Source organism: Streptomyces sp. NPDC002884 (genome assembly GCF_040295245.1).
Lineage (GTDB): Bacteria > Actinomycetota > Actinomycetes > Streptomycetales > Streptomycetaceae > Streptomyces.
On record NZ_JBEOVB010000002.1, the window covers coordinates 119,653 to 138,038 of the forward strand.

An 18,386-nucleotide genomic window follows, 5' to 3' on the forward strand; every position below is an offset into this window, starting at 1 on the left:
GGCGACGGCGTGAGCGGCTTCCTGGCGGGCGTCTGCATCGCGATCCTCCCGTTCCTCGCCGTGGGCTTCTGGCTGGGCCGCCGCACCGCCCGCCCCGAGAACCTCGGCGGCCTGGGCACCCCCGTCGAGCACGCCACCTTCGAGACCCTGCACACCGCCTCGCTCGCCGCGCCCCCGCTCCGGGCGGGTCTCACCGAGGAGACCGCCCGCAGATCGGCCCGCAGACTGCGCACCCTGCTCGGCACGGACGCACTGTGCCTGACCGACGAGAGCGAGGTGCTGGTCTGGGACGGCGTGGGAGCACATCACCGCGCCGAGATCATGGAACGGCTGTCCGGCCCGCTGGAGAGCGGCCGGGGCGAGGCCTTCCGGCTCACCTGCGAGCACGCCGACTGTCCCGTCCGCTGGGCCGTGCTCGCCCCGCTCACCGTCGACGACCGGGTGCACGGCGTCCTCGTGGCCTGCGCGCCCCGCGAGTCCGCCGTCCTGGTCCGGGCGGCCGGCGAGGTGGCCCGCTGGGTGAGCGTCCAGCTGGAGCTCGCCGACCTCGACCAGTCCCGTACGAAACTGATCGAGGCGGAGATCAAGGCCCTGCGCGCCCAGATCTCCCCGCACTTCGTCTTCAACTCGCTCGCGGTGATCGCGTCGTTCGTGCGCACCGACCCCGAGCGTGCCCGCGAGCTGCTCCTGGAGTTCGCCGACTTCACCCGCTACTCGTTCCGCAGGCACGGCGACTTCACCACCCTCGCCGACGAACTGCACGCCATCGACCACTATCTGGCGCTGGTCAGGGCCCGCTTCGGCGACCGGCTGGCCGTCACCCTCCAGATAGCCCCCGAGGTCCTCCCGGTGGCCCTGCCCTTCCTCTGCCTCCAGCCGCTCGTCGAGAACGCCGTCAAGCACGGCCTGGAGGGCAAGGCCGACCGATGCCACATCCAGATCACCGCGCAGGACGCCGGCGCCGAGGCCCTGGTCGTCATCGAGGACGACGGCGCCGGCATGGACCCGGTCGCGCTGCGCCGCATCCTGGCCGGCGAGGTGAGCCCGTCGGGGGGCATCGGTCTGTCCAACGTGGACGACCGGCTCCGCCAGGTGTACGGCGACGACTACGGCCTGGTCATCGAGACGGCCCTGGGGGCGGGGATGAAGATCACCGCCCGGCTGCCGAAGTACCAGCCGGGCGTGCACTCGGCGGCCCGCCTCACCGGCGGCCAGGGCCGGTCTGCGTCATGACCATGGCCAGCGTGATCAGCCCCAGCACGACCCAGCCGAACCACAGCCAGCCGTTGCTGCCGAGCGCCACCGTGTAGGCGGTCACCGCGACGAGCCCGCCGACGGTGAACACCCCCATGGTCTTCGTGGAACTGTCCGTGGTACCTGCCATCGCGACACCTTCCTCGGGGCCGCCCTCCGCAGGGCGCGTCCCCTCCATGGTGCCCCGGGTTCAGCGCCCGTGTGCGTCGAGCGACGCAAGATAGGCGTTGTACGCCTCCAGCTCCCGGTCACCGTCGCGGTCCGCGGCCCGGTCCTTGCGCTTGGCCTGCCGCTGCTCGGAGCCGTACCACTGGAACAGCAGCGCGATCAGCACCAGCACGGACGGGATCTCGCTGAACGCCCAGGCGATGCCGCCGGCCGCGTTCTGGTCGGAGAGCGCGTCGATGCCGAGCGAGGCGGGCGGGTTCTCGAACGTCCCGACCATCGGCTGCGACGCCATCATCAGCGCGATGCCGAAGAACGCGTGGAACGGCATGCCCGCGAACAGCTCCAGCATCCGCATCAGATAGCCGGGCCGGCTCGGACCCGGGTCCACACCGATGATCGGCCAGAAGAACACCACCCCGACGGCCAGGAAGTGCACCATCATCGCGAGGTGCCCCGCCCTGGAGCCCATCAGGAAGTCGAAGATCGGCGTGAAGTAGAGCGCGTACAGGCTCGCGATGAACAGCGGGATGGTGAACGCGGGATGGGTGACGATCCGCATGTAGCGGCTGTGCAGCAGCATCAGCAGCAGCTCACGCGGCCCCTTGCGACCCCGGCCGGCGGCCGGCAGCGCGCGCAGCGCCAGCGTCATCGGCGCGCCCAGCAGGATCAGGATCGGCGACAGCATGCTGATCACCATGTGCTGCACCATGTGCACGCTGAACATGACCATGCCGTAGTCGTTCAGCCTGGTGCACATGACGAGCCCGATGGTCAGGACACCGACGACGAACGACACGGTCCGCCCCACCGGCCATGCGTCCCCGCGCCGGCGCAGCCGCAGGACACCCCACCCGTACAGTCCCAGCCCCACCAGGCAGCCGACGAGGAAGAACGGGTCCGCCGACCACTGAAGGCCCCGCCCCAGCGTGAACGGCGGCAGATCCATGGTCATGCCGTGCCCGCTGTGTCCCATGCCGCCGGCTCCTGATTCGTGGGGGGTTGTACGTTTCCTGCCGCCCACAAGAGTAGAGAAGCCCCCGGCGACCTCGGTCACCGGGGGCGAACGGTCCCGCCCGGAGGCGCGGGGTCACGAAGGACCCGCACCCGCCGGACGGCTAGAGCACGGTCTCCGCCTCCGCGTACCGGTCCTCGGGAACGGTCTTGAGGGTCGCGACCGCCTCCGCCAGCGACACCATCACGATGTCCGTCCCGCGCAGCGCCGTCATCTTCCCGAACTCGCCCCGGTGCACCGCCTCCACCGCGTGCCAGCCGAACCGCGTCGCGAGCACCCGGTCGTACGCGGTCGGCGTGCCGCCCCGCTGTACATGCCCCAGGATGACCGGCCGCGCCTCCTTGCCGAGCCGGGACTCCAGCTCGACGGAGAGCTGCCGGGCGATCCCGGCGAACCGCTCGTGCCCGTAGATGTCCTTCGCGCCCTCGTCGAAGGCCATGCTGCCGGCCTTCGGCTTCGCGCCCTCGGCCGCGACGACGATCGCGAACCGCTTGCCCGCCTCGAACCGCTCGCCGACCCGCCGGGCCAGTTCGTCGATGTCGAAGGGCCGTTCCGGTACGACGATGGCGTGGGCGCCTGCCGCCATGCCGGACTGGAGCGCTATCCAGCCGGTGTGGCGTCCCATGACCTCGACGACGAGCACCCGCTGGTGGGACTCGGCGGTGGTCTTCAGCCGGTCCAGCGCCTCGGTCGCGACACCGACCGCCGTGTCGAAACCGAAAGTGACGTCGGTGACGGCGATGTCGTTGTCGATGGTCTTCGGCACGCCCACGATGGGCAGCCCGCTGTCGTACATCAGCTTCGCGGCCTTGAGCGTGCCCTCACCCCCGATCGGGATGATCGCGTCGAGGCCGAGCTCCGCGACATGGCCCCGGGCCCGCTCCACGCCGTCCCGCAGATGCGAGGGCTGGACCCGGGAGGAACCGAGGATCGTGCCGCCGCGGGCGAGGATGCCGCCCACCGCGTCGAGGTCGAGCTTGAGGTAGTCGCACTCCAGGAGGCCCTTCCAGCCGTCCCGGAAGCCGATGACCTCGTCGCCGTGGTCGGCGACGGCGCGGTGCACGACGGACCGGATGACGGCGTTCAGGCCGGGGCAGTCGCCGCCGGACGTGAGGACACCAATGCGCATAGCCCGAAACAACCTTCTCCACGTGGGCCGGTCCGGACCACACTGTCCGGCTCGAATCCCCGCCACCCTAGCGGCAGGAGGGGGCGGGGCCGAAGCACGCGTCCGCCTGCTGGACGTGCGTGCTCACCTGTGCGGATGCACCGTCAGACGGGCTGCTGACGACACCCTGACCATCAGGTGAACACACGGTCGCACGGGCTGCCGCGCAGCAGTGCCCACGCGCTGCCGCGCGGGCCGTCCTACGCGGGCTGCTGCGCGGCGGAGATGCGCTCGTTGCGGAGCGCCTCGTACCAGTGGTCGTCGATCGGCGGCAGCGCGTTCACGTCGAGCGCCAGCTTCAGCAGCAGGTCCGCGATCAGCGGGTTGCGGGCGAGCACCGGGCCGTGCATGTACGTGCCGAACACGGTGTCGTTGTACGCGCCCTCGGTGCCGTCGCCGGTGCCGTTGCCCTTGCCGAGCGAGACGCGGGCGAGCGGGCGGGCGGTCGGGCCGAGGTGGGTGATGCCCTGGTGGTTCTCGAAGCCCGTCAGCGGGGGCAGACCGAGCCGCGGGTCGATGTCCCCGAGGACGTCGCCGACGCACCGCTCGCCCTCGCCGCGCGTCGTCGTCACGTCCAGCAGGCCGAGACCCGGCTCACGCTGGCCGAGGTCGTTGACGAACTCCTGGCCCAGGATCTGGTAGCCGGCACACACCGCGAAGACGATCGCGCCGTTCTGCACCGCCTGGTACAGGTGCCCGTCCCGGCGCAGCCGCTCCGCCGCGAGGCGCTGCGGCCGGTCCTCGCCGCCCCCGATGAGGTAGATGTCGCCGGAGGTCGGGATCGGCTGGTCGCTGCGCACGTCGAGACGCGCCACGTCCAGGCCGCGCTGCCGGGCGCGGCGCTCGACGACGAGGGCGTTGCCCTGGTCGCCGTAGGTGCTCAGCAGGTCCGGGTAGATCCACACCAGCCGCAGTTGGTTGTCGCTCATGGAATCGTCCTTAGTGGTCAGTTGCCGACGCGGCGGCGCAGGTCCTGGAACGCGGTGTAGTTCGCGATGACCTCGATCCGGCCCGGCGGCGCCTGCTGCACGGCCTGGTCGAGGTTCTCGCACACCTGGAAGTGCTGGTTGGCGACCTCCAGACGCACCGCGAGGTCCAGCTTCCGGTCACCGACGACGAAGATCGGGTGGCCGGTCAGACGCGTGTAGTCGACGTCCCACAGCCAGGAGGTGTCGGTGCCGTCGGCGCCGCGCGCGTTCACCGAGAGGATCACCGGGGTGGGCGGCGGATCGATCAGGCTGAACGTCTCGAGCCAGCCCGCCGGGTTCTTCGCGAGCAGCAGCCGCAGGTCACGCCCCTGGAACTGGACGACGTCGTAGCGCCCGGCGACGGCCTGCACCGCGTACATCCGCTCCAGCGCCACCTGCGGCGGCACCCCGAAGACGGCGGCCACGGCGGCCGAGGAGGCGGCGTTGGCCTTGTTGGCGCGGCCCGGCAGCTGGAGGTGGATCGGCCAGGCGGACCCGTGCGGGTCGAGCACGTGGTCCCCGGAGAGCGCCCAGCTCGGCGTCGGACGCCGGAACCCGCACTCGCCGCAGAACCAGTCGTCCCCGGGCCGCTGCATGACACCACCGCAGGACGGGCACGACCAGGCGTCGTCCTTCCACATCTGCCCGGCGGCGACCCAGATCACGTTGGGGGAGGAGGAGGCGGCCCACACCACCAGCGGGTCGTCGGCGTTCGCGATGACGACGGCCTTCGAACCGGCAAGCCCCTCACGCCAGTTCTCCGCGAGCATGCGGGTCTCGGCGGCGCGGTCCAGCTGGTCGCGGGAGAGGTTGAGCAGCGCGATGCACTTGGGGGCGGTGTCCCGGGCGACGCCCGCGAGGTACTTCTCGTCGACCTCGATGACGCCGTAGCGGGCCTCGGAGCCGCCCGCGAGGGCCGAGGTGATGCCGGCCGGCATGTTGGCGCCGAGCGCGTTGGACACGACCGGTCCGGCGGCGCGCAGCGCCTCGGCGATCAGCCGCGTGGTGGTGGTCTTGCCGTTGGTCGCCGAGACCAGGATGACGTCCAGGTTCTGGGCGAGCCGGGCGAGGAGGTCGGGGTCGAGTTTGAGCGCCACCCGGCCGCCGATCACCGAACCGCTGCCGCGCCCCGCGGCGCGCGACGCCGCCGCGACCGCTTTGCCGGCGGTCACGGCGATCTTGGCCCGCGGCGTGAGCGGGTCCGAGTTGCCTGCCATCAGTTCTCGATCCTCCTTGCGTACGCGCCGCGCCTCTGCCGTACGGCAACGTGGTGGGTGGTCAGCCTATCGAGATCCATTCCCACTCCCGAATCCCGGCACCACCTCACGCCCGTGTGCGGCATGCGCGTGTCAGAAAGGACCGTACCCTTGCCGCCATGCGACACGGCTCCATCCCGGGCGCCCACGGGCGCGTCCGGCCCCTCTCCCTGCTCGGTGACCCCGTCCTGCACACCCGTTGCGAGGACGTCACCGACTTCGGCCCCGAACTCGCCCGCCTGGTCGAGGACATGTTCGCCACGATGTACGCGGCCGAGGGCGTGGGCCTGGCCGCGAACCAGGTGGGCGTGCCGCTGAGGGTCTTCGTCTACGACTGTCCCGACGACGAGGACGTCCGTCACCTGGGCCATGTGGTGAACCCCCGGCTGGTGGAGGCGGACGGCATCGTCCTGCGCGGCCCGGAGGGCTGTCTTTCGCTGCCGGGTCTGGAGGCGGGCACGGAGCGCCACGACCACGCGGTGGTCGAGGGGTTCACCACGGCGGGCGAGCCGGTCACCGTGCATGGCACCGGATTTTTTGCCAGATGCTTGCAGCACGAGGCGGACCATCTGGAGGGCACGGTGTACGCGGACCGCGTGACGGGGTGGCGCAAGGGCAGGCTGGCGCGCCAGGCCGCACGAGCCTCCTGGAGCCGGGGGACCGGCTCCGTCTAGGCGCGCCGGCGGGCGGCCGGGCGTCGTGGGCGCGAGCGCCCGCACGACGGCCGCGCCCGGCGGGCGACCGTCAGAACCCGGGCCCGCCGAGTTTGTCGCCGGCCGCCGCGAGGCGGCCCCACAACAGATCGGCCAGACTCCGCACCAGCTCCGCACGGGTGCAGGGCCGCTCACCCAGCCACCAGTCCCCGGCCGCGTGCATCATGCCGACGATCCCGTGCCCCCACACCCGGGCCAGTTGCTGGCTTCCGGGTCCGAGGTCCACCCGGTCCTCGATGACCTGGGCCAGCTCCTCACCCATCCGCCGGAGCAGCGGCGCCGAGTGCTTGCCCACGTCGAAGCCCTGCTCGCCCGGCGACCCGTCCGACGGATGCATCAGGAACCGGTACACCTGGGGCCGTGCCTCGATGGCGGCGAGGTAGGTGTCCAGCGTGGCCTCCACCCGTTCGCGCCGCTCGGCGGGGGCGTCCAGCGCGGCCCGCAGCGAGTCGAGCAGCGCGTCCGTGTGCCGTTTGGCGAGCGCGGCGTAAAGTCCACCCTTGTCACCGAAGTGCCGGTAGAGGATCGGTTTGGTGATGCCCGCCTCCGCCGCGATCGCGTTCATCGAGGCCTGCGGGCCGTCGCGCAGCACCACCCGGTCGGCGGCCTCCAGCAACTCGCGCCTTCGGCGGTCGGCGGACCGCTGCTGCTCGGTCCGCTGCGTGGTGTCCATGAGCTCTCCCCACCCGTGCTGATTCGGTGACGCCTGCGCAAACTAACACCTGGCAGCAGCCTGACATCGAACGGGCCGGGGGGCTCCCTGGCCGTCAGCAGGAGTTGACTTTTCCTACCCACCGGTAACAGACTCGCGTTACCGCTAGTAACACGCACGTTCCGCCGCTGGAGGGGACATGGCCGAGTTCACCATGGAGCTCAACGACGAACAGAAGGAGGTCCGGGACTGGCTGCACGGCTTCGCGGCCGACGTCATCCGCCCCGCGGCCGCCGAATGGGACGAGCGTGAGGAGACTCCCTGGCCGGTCATCCAGGAGGCCGCGAAGGTCGGCATCTACTCCCTCGACTTCTACGCCCAGCAGTATTTCGACCCCACCGGCCTCGGCATCCCGATGGCCATGGAGGAGCTGTTCTGGGGCGACGCGGGCATCGCCCTGTCGATCGTGGGCACCGGCCTCGCCGCCGTGGGCGTTCTCGCCAACGGGACCGAGGAGCAGATCGGCACCTGGATCCCCCAGATGTACGGCGACGCGAGCGACGTCAAGGTGGCGGCCTTCTGCTCCTCCGAGCCCGACGCCGGCTCCGACGTCGCCTCCCTGCGCACGCGTGCCGTGTACGACGAGGCCAAGGACGAGTGGGTGCTCAACGGCACCAAGACGTGGGCGACCAACGGCGGCATCGCCAACGTCCATGTCGTCGTCGCGGCCGTGGACACCGAACTCGGCTCCAAGGGGCACGCCTCCTTCATCGTCCCGCCGGGCACCCCGGGCCTCGCCCAGGGCCAGAAGTTCAAGAAGCACGGCATCCGCGCCTCGCACACCGCCGAGGTGATCCTCGACAACGTGCGGATCCCCGGCTCCTGCCTCCTCGGCGGCAAGGAGAAGCTGGACGAGCGCCTGGCGCGGGCCCGCGAGCGGGCGAGGACGGGCGGCGAGCGCGTGAAGAACGCGGCGATGGCGACCTTCGAGGCGTCGCGGCCGGCGGTCGGCGCGATGGCCGTCGGCACGGCCCGCGCCGCGTACGAGGTGGCCCTCGACTACGCCAAGACGCGTGAGCAGTTCGGCCGCCCGATCATCGACAACCAGGGCGTCGCCTTCCAGCTCGCGGACATGCGCACGCAGATCGACGCCGCGCGGCTGCTGGTCTGGCGCGCGTCCTGGATGGCGATCAACGGCAAGCCGTTCACCGCCGCCGAGGGCTCGATGTCGAAGCTGTACGCCAGCGAGACCGCCAAGCAGGTCACCGCGCAGGCGATCCAGATCCTCGGCGGCAACGGTTACACCCGGGAGTACCCGGTGGAGCGCATGCACCGCGACGCCGCGATTTACACGATCTTCGAGGGCACGAGCGAGATCCAGCGCCTGGTGATCGCCCGCACGCTGTCGGGGATGCCGATCCGCTGATCGCGGACGACGGCGTGATCCGGCCCCCGGGGGGAGGACCCCGGGGGCCGCTTCCGTCCCGGGACTCCCCGTCCGACCTCCGACAAGAGATGATTTACTCTTCAACGGAACAGTCCTGGGGGGACCATGAGCAACGATTTCACGCCACCGCCGATGCCCGCCTACGGCCCGCCGTTCCCGCCTCCGCCGCCGCCCCTGCCGCCGAGGAGGTCCACCACGGTCCTCATCGCCGTGGCCGCGGCCGTGGTCGCCGCGGTCCTGGCGTCCGCGGTCACGGTGCTCGTCACCGGGGACGGCGACGAGGTCGCGGAAGCCGCGCCCACGGTCACCGTCACCGAGACGGAGTTCGCGGACGGCGCCGACACGGCCGCCGAGACGGACGCGGACGACGAACCGGCGGCCGAGGAGACGGAGGAGGGCGCCTACACGCTCTCGGACACGGTCGTCTACGAGAACGACGTCGAGATCAGCCTGTCGAAGTTCGCCCGGGGCGTCTCGCACGACTACGCGTCCCCCGAGAACACGCCCTACGTCAAGTTCACGATCAAGGTCGTCAACAGCTCGAAGACCACCTTCGACGCCACCAGCATGACCGTGAACTGCGCCTACGGCGACGAGGGCAAGGAGGGCGAGGCCATCTTCGACGACGGTCTCGACGGCACCCCCGACACCAGCATCCTGGCCGGCCGCTCCCTGTCGTTCTCCTGGGGATGCGAACTCCCCAAGAGCGCCAAGTACCTCCAGGTCGAGGTGGCTCCCGACTTCGACTCCGAGACGTCCATCTTCGCGGGCAGCGTGAAGTAGCGCGCCGGGGCGCCCCTCAGGAGCCGCCTAGGGCGCGCCCCCGCTGCTGTGCGCGATGCACGCCACATCGATCCGGTCGGCCAGCTTCGCGAGCTCGATGGTCAACGCGGCGACGGTGTCCTCGTCCAGCCCGTCCGCCCCGGCCTCGACGAGATGCAGCCACCGGCCGCCCAGCGTGCGGAGCAGCTTGCTCACGTCGGCCGCGGCCACCTGCAAGGTCCCGCGGTCATCGACGATCAGAGGCAGAGTCACTTCGCGGTTCACATCCGGGATCGTAGCCGCGCGGCGCTCACACACCGTGCCAAACCGTGGTGATGTTGCAGAACTCCCGGATTCCGTGCCCGGACAGCTCACGGCCGTACCCGGACCGCTTCACCCCGCCGAACGGGAACCCCGGATGGGACGCGGTCATCCCGTTGACGTACACCCCGCCGGCCTCCAGATCCCGTACGAAACGGTCGACCTCGGCCTCGTCCCGCGTCCACACGTTGGAACTCAGGCCGAACGGCGAGTCGTTGGCGATGAGCACCGCCTCGTCCAGGTCGGCCGCCCGGTACAGCGTCGCGACCGGCCCGAACGCCTCCTCGCGGTGGATGCGCATCTCGCGGGTGATCCCGGCGAGCACGGTCGGCGGGTAGTACCAGCCCGGCCCGTCGGGCCGTTCGCCCCCGCACAGCACGGCGGCGCCGGAGCGCCGGGCGTCGTCCACCAGCTCCTCCAGGTCCGACCGCCCCTGCTCGCTGGCCAGCGGCCCGACCTCGGTCTCCTCCCGCAGCGGGTCGCCGACCCTCAGCGCCGCCATGCCCGCGACGAACCGCTCGGTGAACGCGTCGTACACGTCCGTGTGAACGATGAACCGCTTGGCGGCGATGCACGACTGCCCGTTGTTCTGCACGCGGGCGGTCACCGCCACCTGCGCGGCCCGGTCGACGTCCGCCGACGGCATGACCACGTACGGGTCGCTGCCGCCCAGCTCCAGCACCGTCTTCTTGACCATCTCCCCGGCGGTGGCGGCGACCGCCCGGCCGGCCGGCTCGCTCCCGGTCAGCGTCGCGGCCTTCACCCGCTCGTCGCGCAGGATCTCGTCGACCGCGCCCGAGCCGACGAGCAGCGTCTGGAAGCAGCCCTCGGTGAAGCCGGCCCGGTGGAACAGGTCCTCCAGGTACAGGGCGGTCTGCGGGACGTTCGAGGCGTGCTTGAGCAGACCCACGTTGCCCGCCATCAGCGCCGGCGCGGCGAACCGGACCACCTGCCACAGCGGGAAGTTCCACGGCATCACCGCGAGCACCGGGCCCAGCGGCCGGTAGCGGACCAGGGCGCGCGCGGCACCGGAGTCCTTCACGTCGACGGCGGACGGCTCCTCGTCGGCGAGCAGTTCCGCCGCGTGCTCGGCGTACCAGCGCATCGCCCTGGCGCACTTGGCGGCTTCCGCGCGCGCCTGCTTCACCGGCTTGCCCATCTCGGTGGTCATCACGCGGCCGATGTCCCCCTGGTCCTCATCGAGGAGGTCGGCGGCCCGGCCGAGCAGGCGGGCGCGTTCGGGAAACGTCGTCGTCCGGTACGTACGGAACGTGGCCTCCGCGAGCTGGAGCCGGCGCTCCAGCTCCTCCTCGCCCATGGCCTCGTACGTCCGAAGCGTCTCGCCGTTCGCCGGGTTCACCGTCGCGATGGGCATGACCGACCTCCTGAAGAGCTGACTGTGCTTCGACCTTCCCGCGCCGGCCCCTGAGCCGCAACGCGTGCGCATCCGCTCAGGCCGAGTGCTCCGCCAGCCGGTCGAGAAACGCGGCCTGTGCCGTGACGATCAGCTCGCGCGCCCGGTCGAGCCCGAACCAGGCCACCCGGTCCAGCTCGGGGAACTCCCGGTTCCGGCCGGACCTCGGCGGCCACTCCATGGTGAACGTGCCCGGTGTGATCGCCGCCGGGTCGAGGTCCGCCTCGATCGCCCACGCGGTGACGATCTTGCCGTTGGTCTGCCGGACCTCGCCGAGACCGATCGCCTCGCCGTCGGGCGGCGGAAGGCCCAGCTCCTCCCGGAACTCGCGGCGGGCCGCGTCCCAGGCCGCCTCGTCGGGCTCGTACTCGCCCTTCGGGACGGTCCACGCCCCGGCGTCCTTCTTCGCGAAGTACGGGCCGCCCATATGGCCCAGCAACACCTGCGGACCGTCGTCGGTGTGCCGGAACAACAGCAGGCCCGCGCTGCGCCTCGGCGTCGCGGGGGTCACGGGCGCACCTGCGGGTGGGCGGCGAGCAGCGTCTCCACCGTGTCCGCCTCCTCAGGGCGCTTGTCCTCGCGGTAGCGCAGCACACGGGCGAAGCGCAGCGTGACGCCGGCCGGGTAGCGGGTGGAGCGCTGAAGGCCGTCGTAGGCGATCTCCACGACGAGTTCGGGGCGTACGGTCACCACGTGTCCGCTCTCGTCGACGGCCAGCTCCCGCAGGCGCTCCGTCTGCCAGGTGAGCAGGGCGTCGGTCAGCCCCTTGAAGGTCTTGCCGAGCATGGCGAAGCCGCCGTCCGCGGTGCGGGCGCCGAGGTGCAGATTGGAGAGCTTGCCGGTGCGCCGCCCGTGGCCCCACTCGGCGGCCAGCACGACCAGGTCGAGGGTGTGCACGGGCTTGACCTTCAGCCAGGACGCGCCTCGCCGGCCCGCGCTGTAGGGCGCGTCGAGGGCCTTCACCACGACCCCCTCGTGACCGCGCAGCAGGGTCTGCCTCGAGAACTCCTCCGCGGCTTCGACATCCCCGGGGCCGGACACGACCGTGCGGCGCACCCGCATCGGCTCGGGCACCAGCCGGGCCAGCTCCGCGTGCCGTTCGGCGAACGGCAGGTCGAGCAGGTCCCGGCCGTCCACGGACAGCGCGTCGAAGAAGACCGGGGCGACGGGGACCGCCTCGGCGGCCGCCGTCACATCCACCCGGGAGCCGACCCGGCCGGCCGTCTCCTGGAAGGAGCGGGGGCGGCCCGTCTCGTCGAAGGCGATCACCTCGCCGTCCAGGATGAACCGCGACCCCGTCAACCGCCGTGCCGCGTCCGTCACTTCGGGCAGCCGGTCGGTGATGTCGTCGAGGGTGCGGGTGTAGAGGCGGACGTCGTCGCCGTCGCGGTGCACCTGGACGCGGATCCCGTCCAGTTTCTCCTCCACCGCGCAGACGCCCAGCTTGCCGACCGCCTCGGCCACGCCGGACGCGGTGTGCGCGAGCATCGGCAGGACCGGCCGGCCGACGGTGAGCCGGAACGCCTCCAGCGCCGCCGGTCCGTCCGCGAGCAGCGCCTGAGCCACCGTCCGCAGCGACCCGGCCAGCATCACCGCCCGGCGGACGTCGGTGGCGGGGGCCCCGGTCGCCTGCGCCAGGCCCTCCACGGCGATGGCGTCCAGCGCGCCCTGCCGGACCTCGCCGGTGATGAGGCCGAGCAGGAAGCGCTGTTCGTCCGCGGTGGCCGCGCCCATCAACTCACCGACCAGGCGCGTCCGTTCGGCCTGCGAGCCGGGCCCCGACAGCCGGCCGAGCTCGGTGAGCCGGGCGTCCGCCTCCCGCACGGTGAGGGTCGGCCCGTCGGCCGGGGGGACCGCCCGGCTCAGCACCTTCCAGCCGATGCCCAGCCGTCCCTGGGGGAGCCGCCCGGCCAGATAGGGGATGACGACCGGTACGTCGTCCGCCTCCGCGTCCCGGAAGAGTTCGGCGAGCAGGGCGATCTTGCGGGAGCGTGCCGAGGTGGCGGCGACCTCCCGGGACACGTCGGCGAGCCGGGTCAGCAGCATGCAGCCATGGTGCGGCGCGCTCCGCTGTTTCACACGCCGAGGAACGGGTTGCTCTTCGCCCGCGGGCGCGTTGTGGCCGGTCGCGCAGTTCCCCGCGCCCCTCGGGGGCGCTGCCGAACCGCAGCCTGGTTCGCCTGGACCGCTCAGCCGGCGGCCGCCGCGTCGAGGTCCGCCATGAGCAGCTCTCCGTTGATCGCCGCCCCGGCCCGGTAGCCACGGCTGGCCGCGTTCACGACCTGCTCGGCGAAGCCCGACGCGTTGCCGGCCGCCCACAGGCCGGGCACGCTCGTCAGGCCGCGTGCGTCGACCACGGGGTACGTCCCGAAGGGGGTCTCGCCCATCTCGGCGCCCAGCCGGGTGATCAGGTCCGTCCGCGGCACCGCACGGGGTGCCACGAACACCACCTCGCGGTCGTGCACCTGCCCGTCCCGGAGGCGGACCCCGGTGAGCCGGTCCTGCTCGACGGCCAGTCCGGCCACCTCGCCGGGGACGACGCGCACACCGGCCGCGGCCAGCCGGCGCAGGTCCTGGTCGGTCAGGTCGGCCTCGGCGACCGTGTGCAGGAACAGGGTCACGTCCTTCGACCACTGGGACACCATCAGTGCCTGGTGGACGCTCATCGGGGTGGTGGCGAGCACGCCGAAGGCCTGGTCGCGGACCTCCCAGCCGTGGCAGTACGGGCAGTGGAGCACGTCCCGGCCGAAGCGCTCGGCGAGGCCCGGGACCGGCGGCAGCTCGTCCTTCAGGCCGGTCGCGACGACGAGCTGCCGGGCCCGCACGGTGCGGGGTCCTCCGGAGGGGGCGCCCCCGGCGAGCCGTACGGCGAAGCCCTCGTCCCTGGTGGCGTCCACCGCCCGGTCGCGGACCAGTTCCACGCCGTACCGCGCGATCTCCTCGCGGCCGACGGTGAGGAACTCGGCGGGTGACATGCCGTCCCGCGACAGATAGCCCTGCATATGGGCGGCGGGCTCGTTGCGCGGCTCACCCGCGTCGACGACCAGTGTGCGGCGCCTGGCCCGGCCCAGGACCAGCGCGGCGGACAGGCCAGCGGCACCCCCGCCGACGACGATCACTTCGTACTGCTCGGTCTGCTCGGTCTGCTCGGTCACGGTGACCACCTCCGCGACCACGGTCGCCGGGCGCGCGCGGGATTGACAAACATATTTGCCGGTTCGGCAAGATGGAGGCATGACGACCGATGAGGTACTCGCGGAGGTCGGACCGAGGCTGCGGAGGCTCCGCAAGGAGCGGGAGGTGACGCTCGCGGCGCTGTCCGAGTCGACCGGCATCTCCGTCAGCACTCTGTCGCGGCTGGAGTCCGGGCTGCGCAAGCCCAGCCTGGAGCTGCTGCTGCCGATCGCCCAGGCCCACCAGGTGCCGCTGGACGAGCTGGTCGGGGCGCCGCCGGTGGGGGACCCCCGGGTGCGGGCCGAGCCGATCGTGCGGCACGGGCGCACCTTCTGGCCGCTGTCCCGGCAGCCCGGCGGACTGCAGGCCTTCAAGGTGCTGGTGCCGCAGCGCGAGGAGGAGCCCGAGCCGCGTGTCCACGAGGGCTACGAATGGCTGTACGTGATGTCCGGGCGGCTGCGGGTGGTGCTGGGGGAGCACGACGTGGTGATGGCGGCGGGCGAGGCCGCGGAGTTCGACACGCGGGTGCCGCACTGGTTCGGGTCGACGGGGGAGGGGCCCGCCGAGTTCCTGAGCCTGTTCGGACCGCAGGGTGAGCGGATGCATGTTCGAGCGAGGCCTCGGAAGGGGTGACGGAGACGACTCTTCGGCCGTCGTCTGTTCCCTCCTGGCAAGCGACCGCTTAGTATGCGAATCGAGCCGGTCGGAACGCCGGTCGGACGACGCAGTCCCGTGGAGGCTCCGCATGCAGGCATGGCAGGTGCACGAGAACGGCGAGCCGAGCGAGGTGATGCGGCTCGAGGACGTGGAGCGGCCCACGCCCGGCGACGGCCAGGTCCTGCTCAAGGTGCGTGCCGCGAACATCAACTTCCCGGACGTGCTGATGGTCCGCGGGCACTACCAGGTATGTCCCCCGCTGCCGTTCACGCCGGGCGTGGAGATCTGCGGCGAGACCGAGGACGGCCGTCGCGTGATCGCCAACCCGGCCCTGCCGTACGGCGGTTTCGCCGAGTACGCCGTCGCCGACGCGGCCGCCCTGCTGCCCGCGCCCGAGTCGCTGGACGACGCCGAGGCCGCCGCGCTGCACATCGGCTACCAGACGGGCTGGTTCGGCCTGCACCGCAGGGCACACCTGGAGGCCGGCGAGACGCTGCTCGTCCACGCGGCCGCCGGAGGGGTCGGCAGCGCGGCCGTGCAGCTCGGCAAGGCGGCGGGCGCGACCGTCATCGGTGTCGTGGGCGGAGCCGAGAAGGCCGCCGTGGCCCGGGAGCTGGGCTGCGACGTGGTGATCGACCGGCGGGCCGAGGACGTCGTGGGGGCCGTGAAGGCGGCCACCGGCGGCCGGGGCGCCGATGTGATCTACGACCCCGTCGGCGGCGACGCCTACACCCAGTCCACGAAGGTCGTCGCCTTCGAGGGGCGGATCGTGGTCGTCGGCTTCGCGAGCGGAACCATCCCGAGTCCCGCGCTTAACCACGCCCTCGTCAAGAACTACTCGGTCCTCGGTCTGCACTGGGGCCTATACAACACCAAGAACCCGAAGCTGGTCCAGCACTGCCACGAACAGCTCACCGAGCTGGCGGCCCGGGGCGCGATCCGGCCGCTGGTGAGTGAGCGCGTCCCGCTCGACGGGGCCGCGGCCGCCGTGCAGCGGGTCGGCGACGGCGTCACCACCGGCCGGGTGGCCGTCGTACCGCAGAACGGAGCCGCCGCATGACCGACGCAGCCGAACTGAAGCGCCGCACAGCCGAGTTGCTGGCCGCGCATCCGCCCGCCGGCACCGATCCGACGGACTTCCTCAAGGCCCGCTTCGACGCGGGACTCGCCTGGGTGCACTACCCCGAGGGCCTCGGCGGAGTGGGCGCCCCCCGCTCCCTGCAGGCCGTCGTGGACGCCGAGCTGACGGCCGCCGGCGCCCCCGACAACGACCCGCGGCGCATCGGCATCGGCCTCGGCATGGCCGCGCCGACGATCCTGCGCTACGGCACCGAGGAGCAGAAGCGGCGGTTCCTGCGGCCCCTGTGGGTGGGCGAGGAGGTCTGGTGCCAGCTGTTCAGCGAGCCCGGCGCCGGCTCCGACCTGGCCGCGCTCGGCACCCGCGCCGTCCGTGAGGGCGAGGGGTGGGTGATCAACGGACAGAAGGTGTGGACGTCCAGCGCCCATGTCGCCCGCTGGGCCATCCTCATCGCCCGCACCGACCCGGACCTGCCCAAGCACGCCGGCATCACCTACTTCGTCTGCGACATGACCGACCCCGGCGTCGAGGTCCGGCCGCTGCGTCAGGTCACCGGCGAGGCCGAGTTCAACGAGGTGTTCCTCACCGACGTCCGCATCCCCGACACGCACCGCCTCGGTGACGTCGGCGACGGCTGGCGGGTCGCGCAGACCACCCTGATGAACGAGCGCGTGTCGATCGGCGGCATGCGGCTGCCCCGCGAGGGCGGCATGATCGGCCCGGTCTCGAAGACCTGGCGCGAGCGGCCCGAGCTGCGCACCCACGATCTGCACCAGCGACTGCTGAAGCTCTGGGTAGAGGCCGAGGCAGCCCGCCTCACCGGTGAACGCCTCCGTCAGCAGCTCGTCGCCGGCCAGCCCGGCTACGAGGGCTCCGGCATGAAGCTCGCGTTCGCCCGGCTCAACCAGGAGATCAGCGGTCTGGAGGTCGAACTCCTGGGTGCGGAGGGCCTGTTGTACGACGACTGGACGATGCGCCGCCCGGAGCTGGTGGACTTCACCGGCCGGGACGCCGGATACCGCTACCTCCGCTCCAAGGGCAACAGCATCGAGGGCGGGACCAGCGAGGTCCTGCTGAACATCGTCGCCGAGCGCGTCCTGGGCCTCCCGTCCGAGCCGCGCACCGACAAGGACGTCGCCTGGAAGGACCTGGCCCGATGAGCGCACAGCCCGATCTCCTCTACTCCGAGGAGGAGGAGGCGCTGCGCGCCGCCGTCCGCGACCTGCTCGCCGACCACTGCGACGCGCCCGGGGTCATCGCGCGTACGGAGTCGGACGCGCCGCACGACCCAGCGGCCTGGAAGGCGCTCTCCGACGGCATGGGCCTCGCGGGCCTGCTGGTGCCGGAGGCGCTGGGCGGCCAGGGCGCCACTCATCGCGAAGTCGCCGTGGTGCTGGAGGAGCTGGGGCGCTCCGTCGCCCCCGTGCCGTACCTGACCAGTGCCGTCGTCGCCACCGAGGCGCTGCTGGACGTCGGGGACGAGGAGCTGCTCGGCCGGCTGGCGTCCGGGCGGACGATCGGCGCGCTGGCGGTCGGGCTGCACACCGCACCGGGCGCCGCGGTCCAGGCCGTCCATGTCGAAGGAGGCCTCCTCCGGGGCGAGTTGTCGGGCATCGCGGACGCGGCCGTCGCCGACGTGCTGCTCGTGCCGGCGGACGACGGCGGCCTGTACGCGGTCGACGCGGCCGCGGTGACCGTCACCCCGCAGGTGTCCTTCGACCTCACCCGTCCGCTCGCCACGCTCACTCTCGCCGACGCTCCCGGACGCCGCCTCGGCGACGCCGAATCCGCCGTCCGCCGTGCCCTGCGGGCCGGCGCCGGACTGCTCGCCTCGGAGCAACTCGGGCTCGCCGACTGGGCGCTGACCGAGACCGTGCGCTATCTCAAGGAGCGCAAGCAGTTCAACCGGCCCGTCGGCGGCTTCCAGGCGATCAAGCACCGGCTGGCCCAGCTCTGGCTGGAGGTCGTCAACCTCCGGGCCGTCGCCCGGGGCGCGGCCGACGCGCTGGCGAGCGGCGAGGACGCCGACCTCGCGGTGGCCGTCGCCCAGGCCTACGCGGCCGGGGTCGCCGTGCACGCCGCCGAGGAGGCGCTCCAGCTGCACGCGGGCATCGGCATGACGTGGGAGCACCCGATCCACCTGTACCTCAAGCGGGCCAAGGCCGACTCGATCGCCTACGGCAGCGCGGGCGCCCACCGGGCCGCCGTGGCCGGACTCGTCGATCTGCAAGCCCCCTGACCGTCACCCGGTGAAGCCCGCCCCACCTGGGGCGGGCTTTTCCGTGCCGCCGGCCGGAAGGAGTGAACGAGCGACGGCGGTCCGGCCAACTCCTGGCATGCAC

19 protein-coding genes are annotated in these 18,386 nt (G+C 72.1%); 8 read left to right on the forward strand and 11 right to left on the reverse strand.

Going from position 1 to position 18,386, the window contains the following annotated elements; all coding sequences use genetic code 11:
• Nucleotides 1-9: 9 nt before the first annotated feature.
• The gene (locus ABT070_RS04970; protein WP_351754773.1) at nt 10-1,233 is read left to right on the forward strand and encodes a sensor histidine kinase; all 1,224 of its coding nucleotides are present in this window, start codon (nt 10-12) and stop codon (nt 1,231-1,233) included.
• Here the strand turns inward: ABT070_RS04970 and ABT070_RS04975 are convergent.
• The 5 genes from ABT070_RS04975 to ABT070_RS04995 form a co-directional block, all read right to left on the reverse strand.
• A complete protein-coding gene (locus ABT070_RS04975) occupies nt 1,202-1,384 on the reverse strand; it encodes a hypothetical protein (protein WP_351754775.1) in 183 nt (60 codons plus the stop codon). The two genes, ABT070_RS04970 and ABT070_RS04975, sit on opposite strands and share 32 nt — an antisense overlap.
• A gap of 60 nt (nt 1,385-1,444) precedes the next feature.
• On the reverse strand, nt 1,445-2,395 hold the full coding sequence (locus ABT070_RS04980; protein ID WP_351754778.1) for a cytochrome c oxidase assembly protein: 951 nt from the start codon (nt 2,393-2,395) through the stop codon (nt 1,445-1,447).
• Between the two features lie 142 nt (nt 2,396-2,537).
• Nucleotides 2,538-3,563, reverse strand: a complete 1,026-nt coding sequence (locus ABT070_RS04985; RefSeq protein ID WP_351754780.1) for a 6-phosphofructokinase — start codon at nt 3,561-3,563, stop codon at nt 2,538-2,540.
• Between the two features lie 239 nt (nt 3,564-3,802).
• Entirely contained in the window at nt 3,803-4,531 is a 729-nt protein-coding gene (locus tag ABT070_RS04990; RefSeq protein ID WP_351754783.1) for a type 1 glutamine amidotransferase, read from the reverse strand.
• A 17-nt stretch (nt 4,532-4,548) separates the two neighbouring features.
• Nucleotides 4,549-5,787 carry a MurT ligase domain-containing protein gene (locus tag ABT070_RS04995; RefSeq protein WP_351754785.1) on the reverse strand — a complete coding sequence of 413 codons (1,239 nt, stop codon included), beginning with the start codon at nt 5,785-5,787 and terminating at the stop codon, nt 4,549-4,551.
• Between the two features lie 158 nt (nt 5,788-5,945).
• On the opposite strand from ABT070_RS04995, the gene def reads away from it, so the two are divergent.
• Nucleotides 5,946-6,500: a peptide deformylase gene (gene def / locus ABT070_RS05000; protein ID WP_351754788.1), complete on the forward strand. Its 555-nt coding sequence runs from the start codon at nt 5,946-5,948 to the stop codon at nt 6,498-6,500.
• A 70-nt stretch (nt 6,501-6,570) separates the two neighbouring features.
• Here def and ABT070_RS05005 read toward each other — a convergent pair whose 3' ends face one another.
• Nucleotides 6,571-7,212, reverse strand: a complete 642-nt coding sequence (locus ABT070_RS05005; RefSeq protein ID WP_020131608.1) for a TetR/AcrR family transcriptional regulator — start codon at nt 7,210-7,212, stop codon at nt 6,571-6,573.
• Nucleotides 7,213-7,390: 178 nt separating this feature from the next.
• On the opposite strand from ABT070_RS05005, the gene ABT070_RS05010 reads away from it, so the two are divergent.
• Both ABT070_RS05010 and ABT070_RS05015 read left to right on the forward strand, forming a co-directional pair.
• A complete protein-coding gene (locus ABT070_RS05010) occupies nt 7,391-8,617 on the forward strand; it encodes an acyl-CoA dehydrogenase family protein (RefSeq protein WP_054240462.1) in 1,227 nt (408 codons plus the stop codon).
• Nucleotides 8,618-8,743: 126 nt separating this feature from the next.
• Nucleotides 8,744-9,421 carry a hypothetical protein gene (locus tag ABT070_RS05015; protein WP_351754791.1) on the forward strand — a complete coding sequence of 226 codons (678 nt, stop codon included), beginning with the start codon at nt 8,744-8,746 and terminating at the stop codon, nt 9,419-9,421.
• A gap of 27 nt (nt 9,422-9,448) precedes the next feature.
• Here ABT070_RS05015 and ABT070_RS05020 read toward each other — a convergent pair whose 3' ends face one another.
• The 5 genes from ABT070_RS05020 to ABT070_RS05040 form a co-directional block, all read right to left on the reverse strand.
• Complete coding sequence (locus ABT070_RS05020; protein ID WP_028807142.1) at nt 9,449-9,685, reverse strand: DUF6213 family protein; 237 nt, start codon at nt 9,683-9,685, stop codon at nt 9,449-9,451.
• Nucleotides 9,686-9,710: 25 nt separating this feature from the next.
• On the reverse strand, nt 9,711-11,096 hold the full coding sequence (locus ABT070_RS05025) for an NADP-dependent succinic semialdehyde dehydrogenase (RefSeq protein ID WP_351754793.1): 1,386 nt from the start codon (nt 11,094-11,096) through the stop codon (nt 9,711-9,713).
• 76 nt (nt 11,097-11,172) lie between these two features.
• The gene (locus ABT070_RS05030) at nt 11,173-11,646 is read right to left on the reverse strand and encodes an NUDIX hydrolase (RefSeq protein ID WP_351754796.1); all 474 of its coding nucleotides are present in this window, start codon (nt 11,644-11,646) and stop codon (nt 11,173-11,175) included.
• Nucleotides 11,643-13,181: an ATP-dependent DNA ligase gene (locus ABT070_RS05035; RefSeq protein WP_351754799.1), complete on the reverse strand. Its 1,539-nt coding sequence runs from the start codon at nt 13,179-13,181 to the stop codon at nt 11,643-11,645. The genes ABT070_RS05030 and ABT070_RS05035 overlap by 4 nt, the downstream gene beginning before the upstream one ends.
• A 143-nt stretch (nt 13,182-13,324) precedes the next feature.
• Nucleotides 13,325-14,290, reverse strand: coding sequence for an NAD(P)/FAD-dependent oxidoreductase (locus ABT070_RS05040; protein ID WP_451100312.1), 966 nt, complete (start codon nt 14,288-14,290; stop codon nt 13,325-13,327).
• 79 nt (nt 14,291-14,369) lie between these two features.
• Here ABT070_RS05040 and ABT070_RS05045 point away from each other — a divergent pair, with 79 nt between their 5' ends.
• From ABT070_RS05045 to ABT070_RS05060, 4 genes are all read left to right on the forward strand, one after another.
• Nucleotides 14,370-14,942: a helix-turn-helix domain-containing protein gene (locus ABT070_RS05045; protein ID WP_351754805.1), complete on the forward strand. Its 573-nt coding sequence runs from the start codon at nt 14,370-14,372 to the stop codon at nt 14,940-14,942.
• Between the two features lie 112 nt (nt 14,943-15,054).
• Nucleotides 15,055-16,026 (forward strand): NADPH:quinone oxidoreductase family protein, encoded by a 972-nt coding sequence (locus ABT070_RS05050; protein WP_351754807.1) that lies wholly within the window; start codon nt 15,055-15,057, stop codon nt 16,024-16,026.
• Nucleotides 16,023-17,204, forward strand: a complete 1,182-nt coding sequence (locus ABT070_RS05055; RefSeq protein ID WP_351754809.1) for an acyl-CoA dehydrogenase family protein — start codon at nt 16,023-16,025, stop codon at nt 17,202-17,204. The genes ABT070_RS05050 and ABT070_RS05055 overlap by 4 nt, the downstream gene beginning before the upstream one ends.
• Nucleotides 17,201-18,283 carry an acyl-CoA dehydrogenase family protein gene (locus ABT070_RS05060; RefSeq protein WP_351754811.1) on the forward strand — a complete coding sequence of 361 codons (1,083 nt, stop codon included), beginning with the start codon at nt 17,201-17,203 and terminating at the stop codon, nt 18,281-18,283. The genes ABT070_RS05055 and ABT070_RS05060 overlap by 4 nt, the downstream gene beginning before the upstream one ends.
• The last annotated feature ends 103 nt before the right edge of the window (nt 18,284-18,386 follow it).

Coding starts and splice junctions, on each gene's coding strand:
- ABT070_RS05005 (WP_020131608.1), bottom strand. CDS start 7,212: ATGGACACCACGCAGCGGACCGAGCAGCAGCGGTCCGCCGACCGCCGA.
- ABT070_RS04985 (WP_351754780.1), bottom strand. CDS start 3,563: ATGCGCATTGGTGTCCTCACGTCCGGCGGCGACTGCCCCGGCCTGAAC.
- ABT070_RS05025 (WP_351754793.1), bottom strand. CDS start 11,096: ATGCCCATCGCGACGGTGAACCCGGCGAACGGCGAGACGCTTCGGACG.
- def (WP_351754788.1), top strand. CDS start 5,946: ATGCGACACGGCTCCATCCCGGGCGCCCACGGGCGCGTCCGGCCCCTC.
- ABT070_RS05010 (WP_054240462.1), top strand. CDS start 7,391: ATGGCCGAGTTCACCATGGAGCTCAACGACGAACAGAAGGAGGTCCGG.
- ABT070_RS05015 (WP_351754791.1), top strand. CDS start 8,744: ATGAGCAACGATTTCACGCCACCGCCGATGCCCGCCTACGGCCCGCCG.
- ABT070_RS04990 (WP_351754783.1), bottom strand. CDS start 4,531: ATGAGCGACAACCAACTGCGGCTGGTGTGGATCTACCCGGACCTGCTG.
- ABT070_RS05045 (WP_351754805.1), top strand. CDS start 14,370: ATGACGACCGATGAGGTACTCGCGGAGGTCGGACCGAGGCTGCGGAGG.
- ABT070_RS05035 (WP_351754799.1), bottom strand. CDS start 13,181: ATGCTGCTGACCCGGCTCGCCGACGTGTCCCGGGAGGTCGCCGCCACC.
- ABT070_RS05050 (WP_351754807.1), top strand. CDS start 15,055: ATGCAGGCATGGCAGGTGCACGAGAACGGCGAGCCGAGCGAGGTGATG.
- ABT070_RS05060 (WP_351754811.1), top strand. CDS start 17,201: ATGAGCGCACAGCCCGATCTCCTCTACTCCGAGGAGGAGGAGGCGCTG.
- ABT070_RS04980 (WP_351754778.1), bottom strand. CDS start 2,395: ATGGGACACAGCGGGCACGGCATGACCATGGATCTGCCGCCGTTCACG.
- ABT070_RS04975 (WP_351754775.1), bottom strand. CDS start 1,384: ATGGCAGGTACCACGGACAGTTCCACGAAGACCATGGGGGTGTTCACC.
- ABT070_RS05055 (WP_351754809.1), top strand. CDS start 16,023: ATGACCGACGCAGCCGAACTGAAGCGCCGCACAGCCGAGTTGCTGGCC.
- ABT070_RS04995 (WP_351754785.1), bottom strand. CDS start 5,787: ATGGCAGGCAACTCGGACCCGCTCACGCCGCGGGCCAAGATCGCCGTG.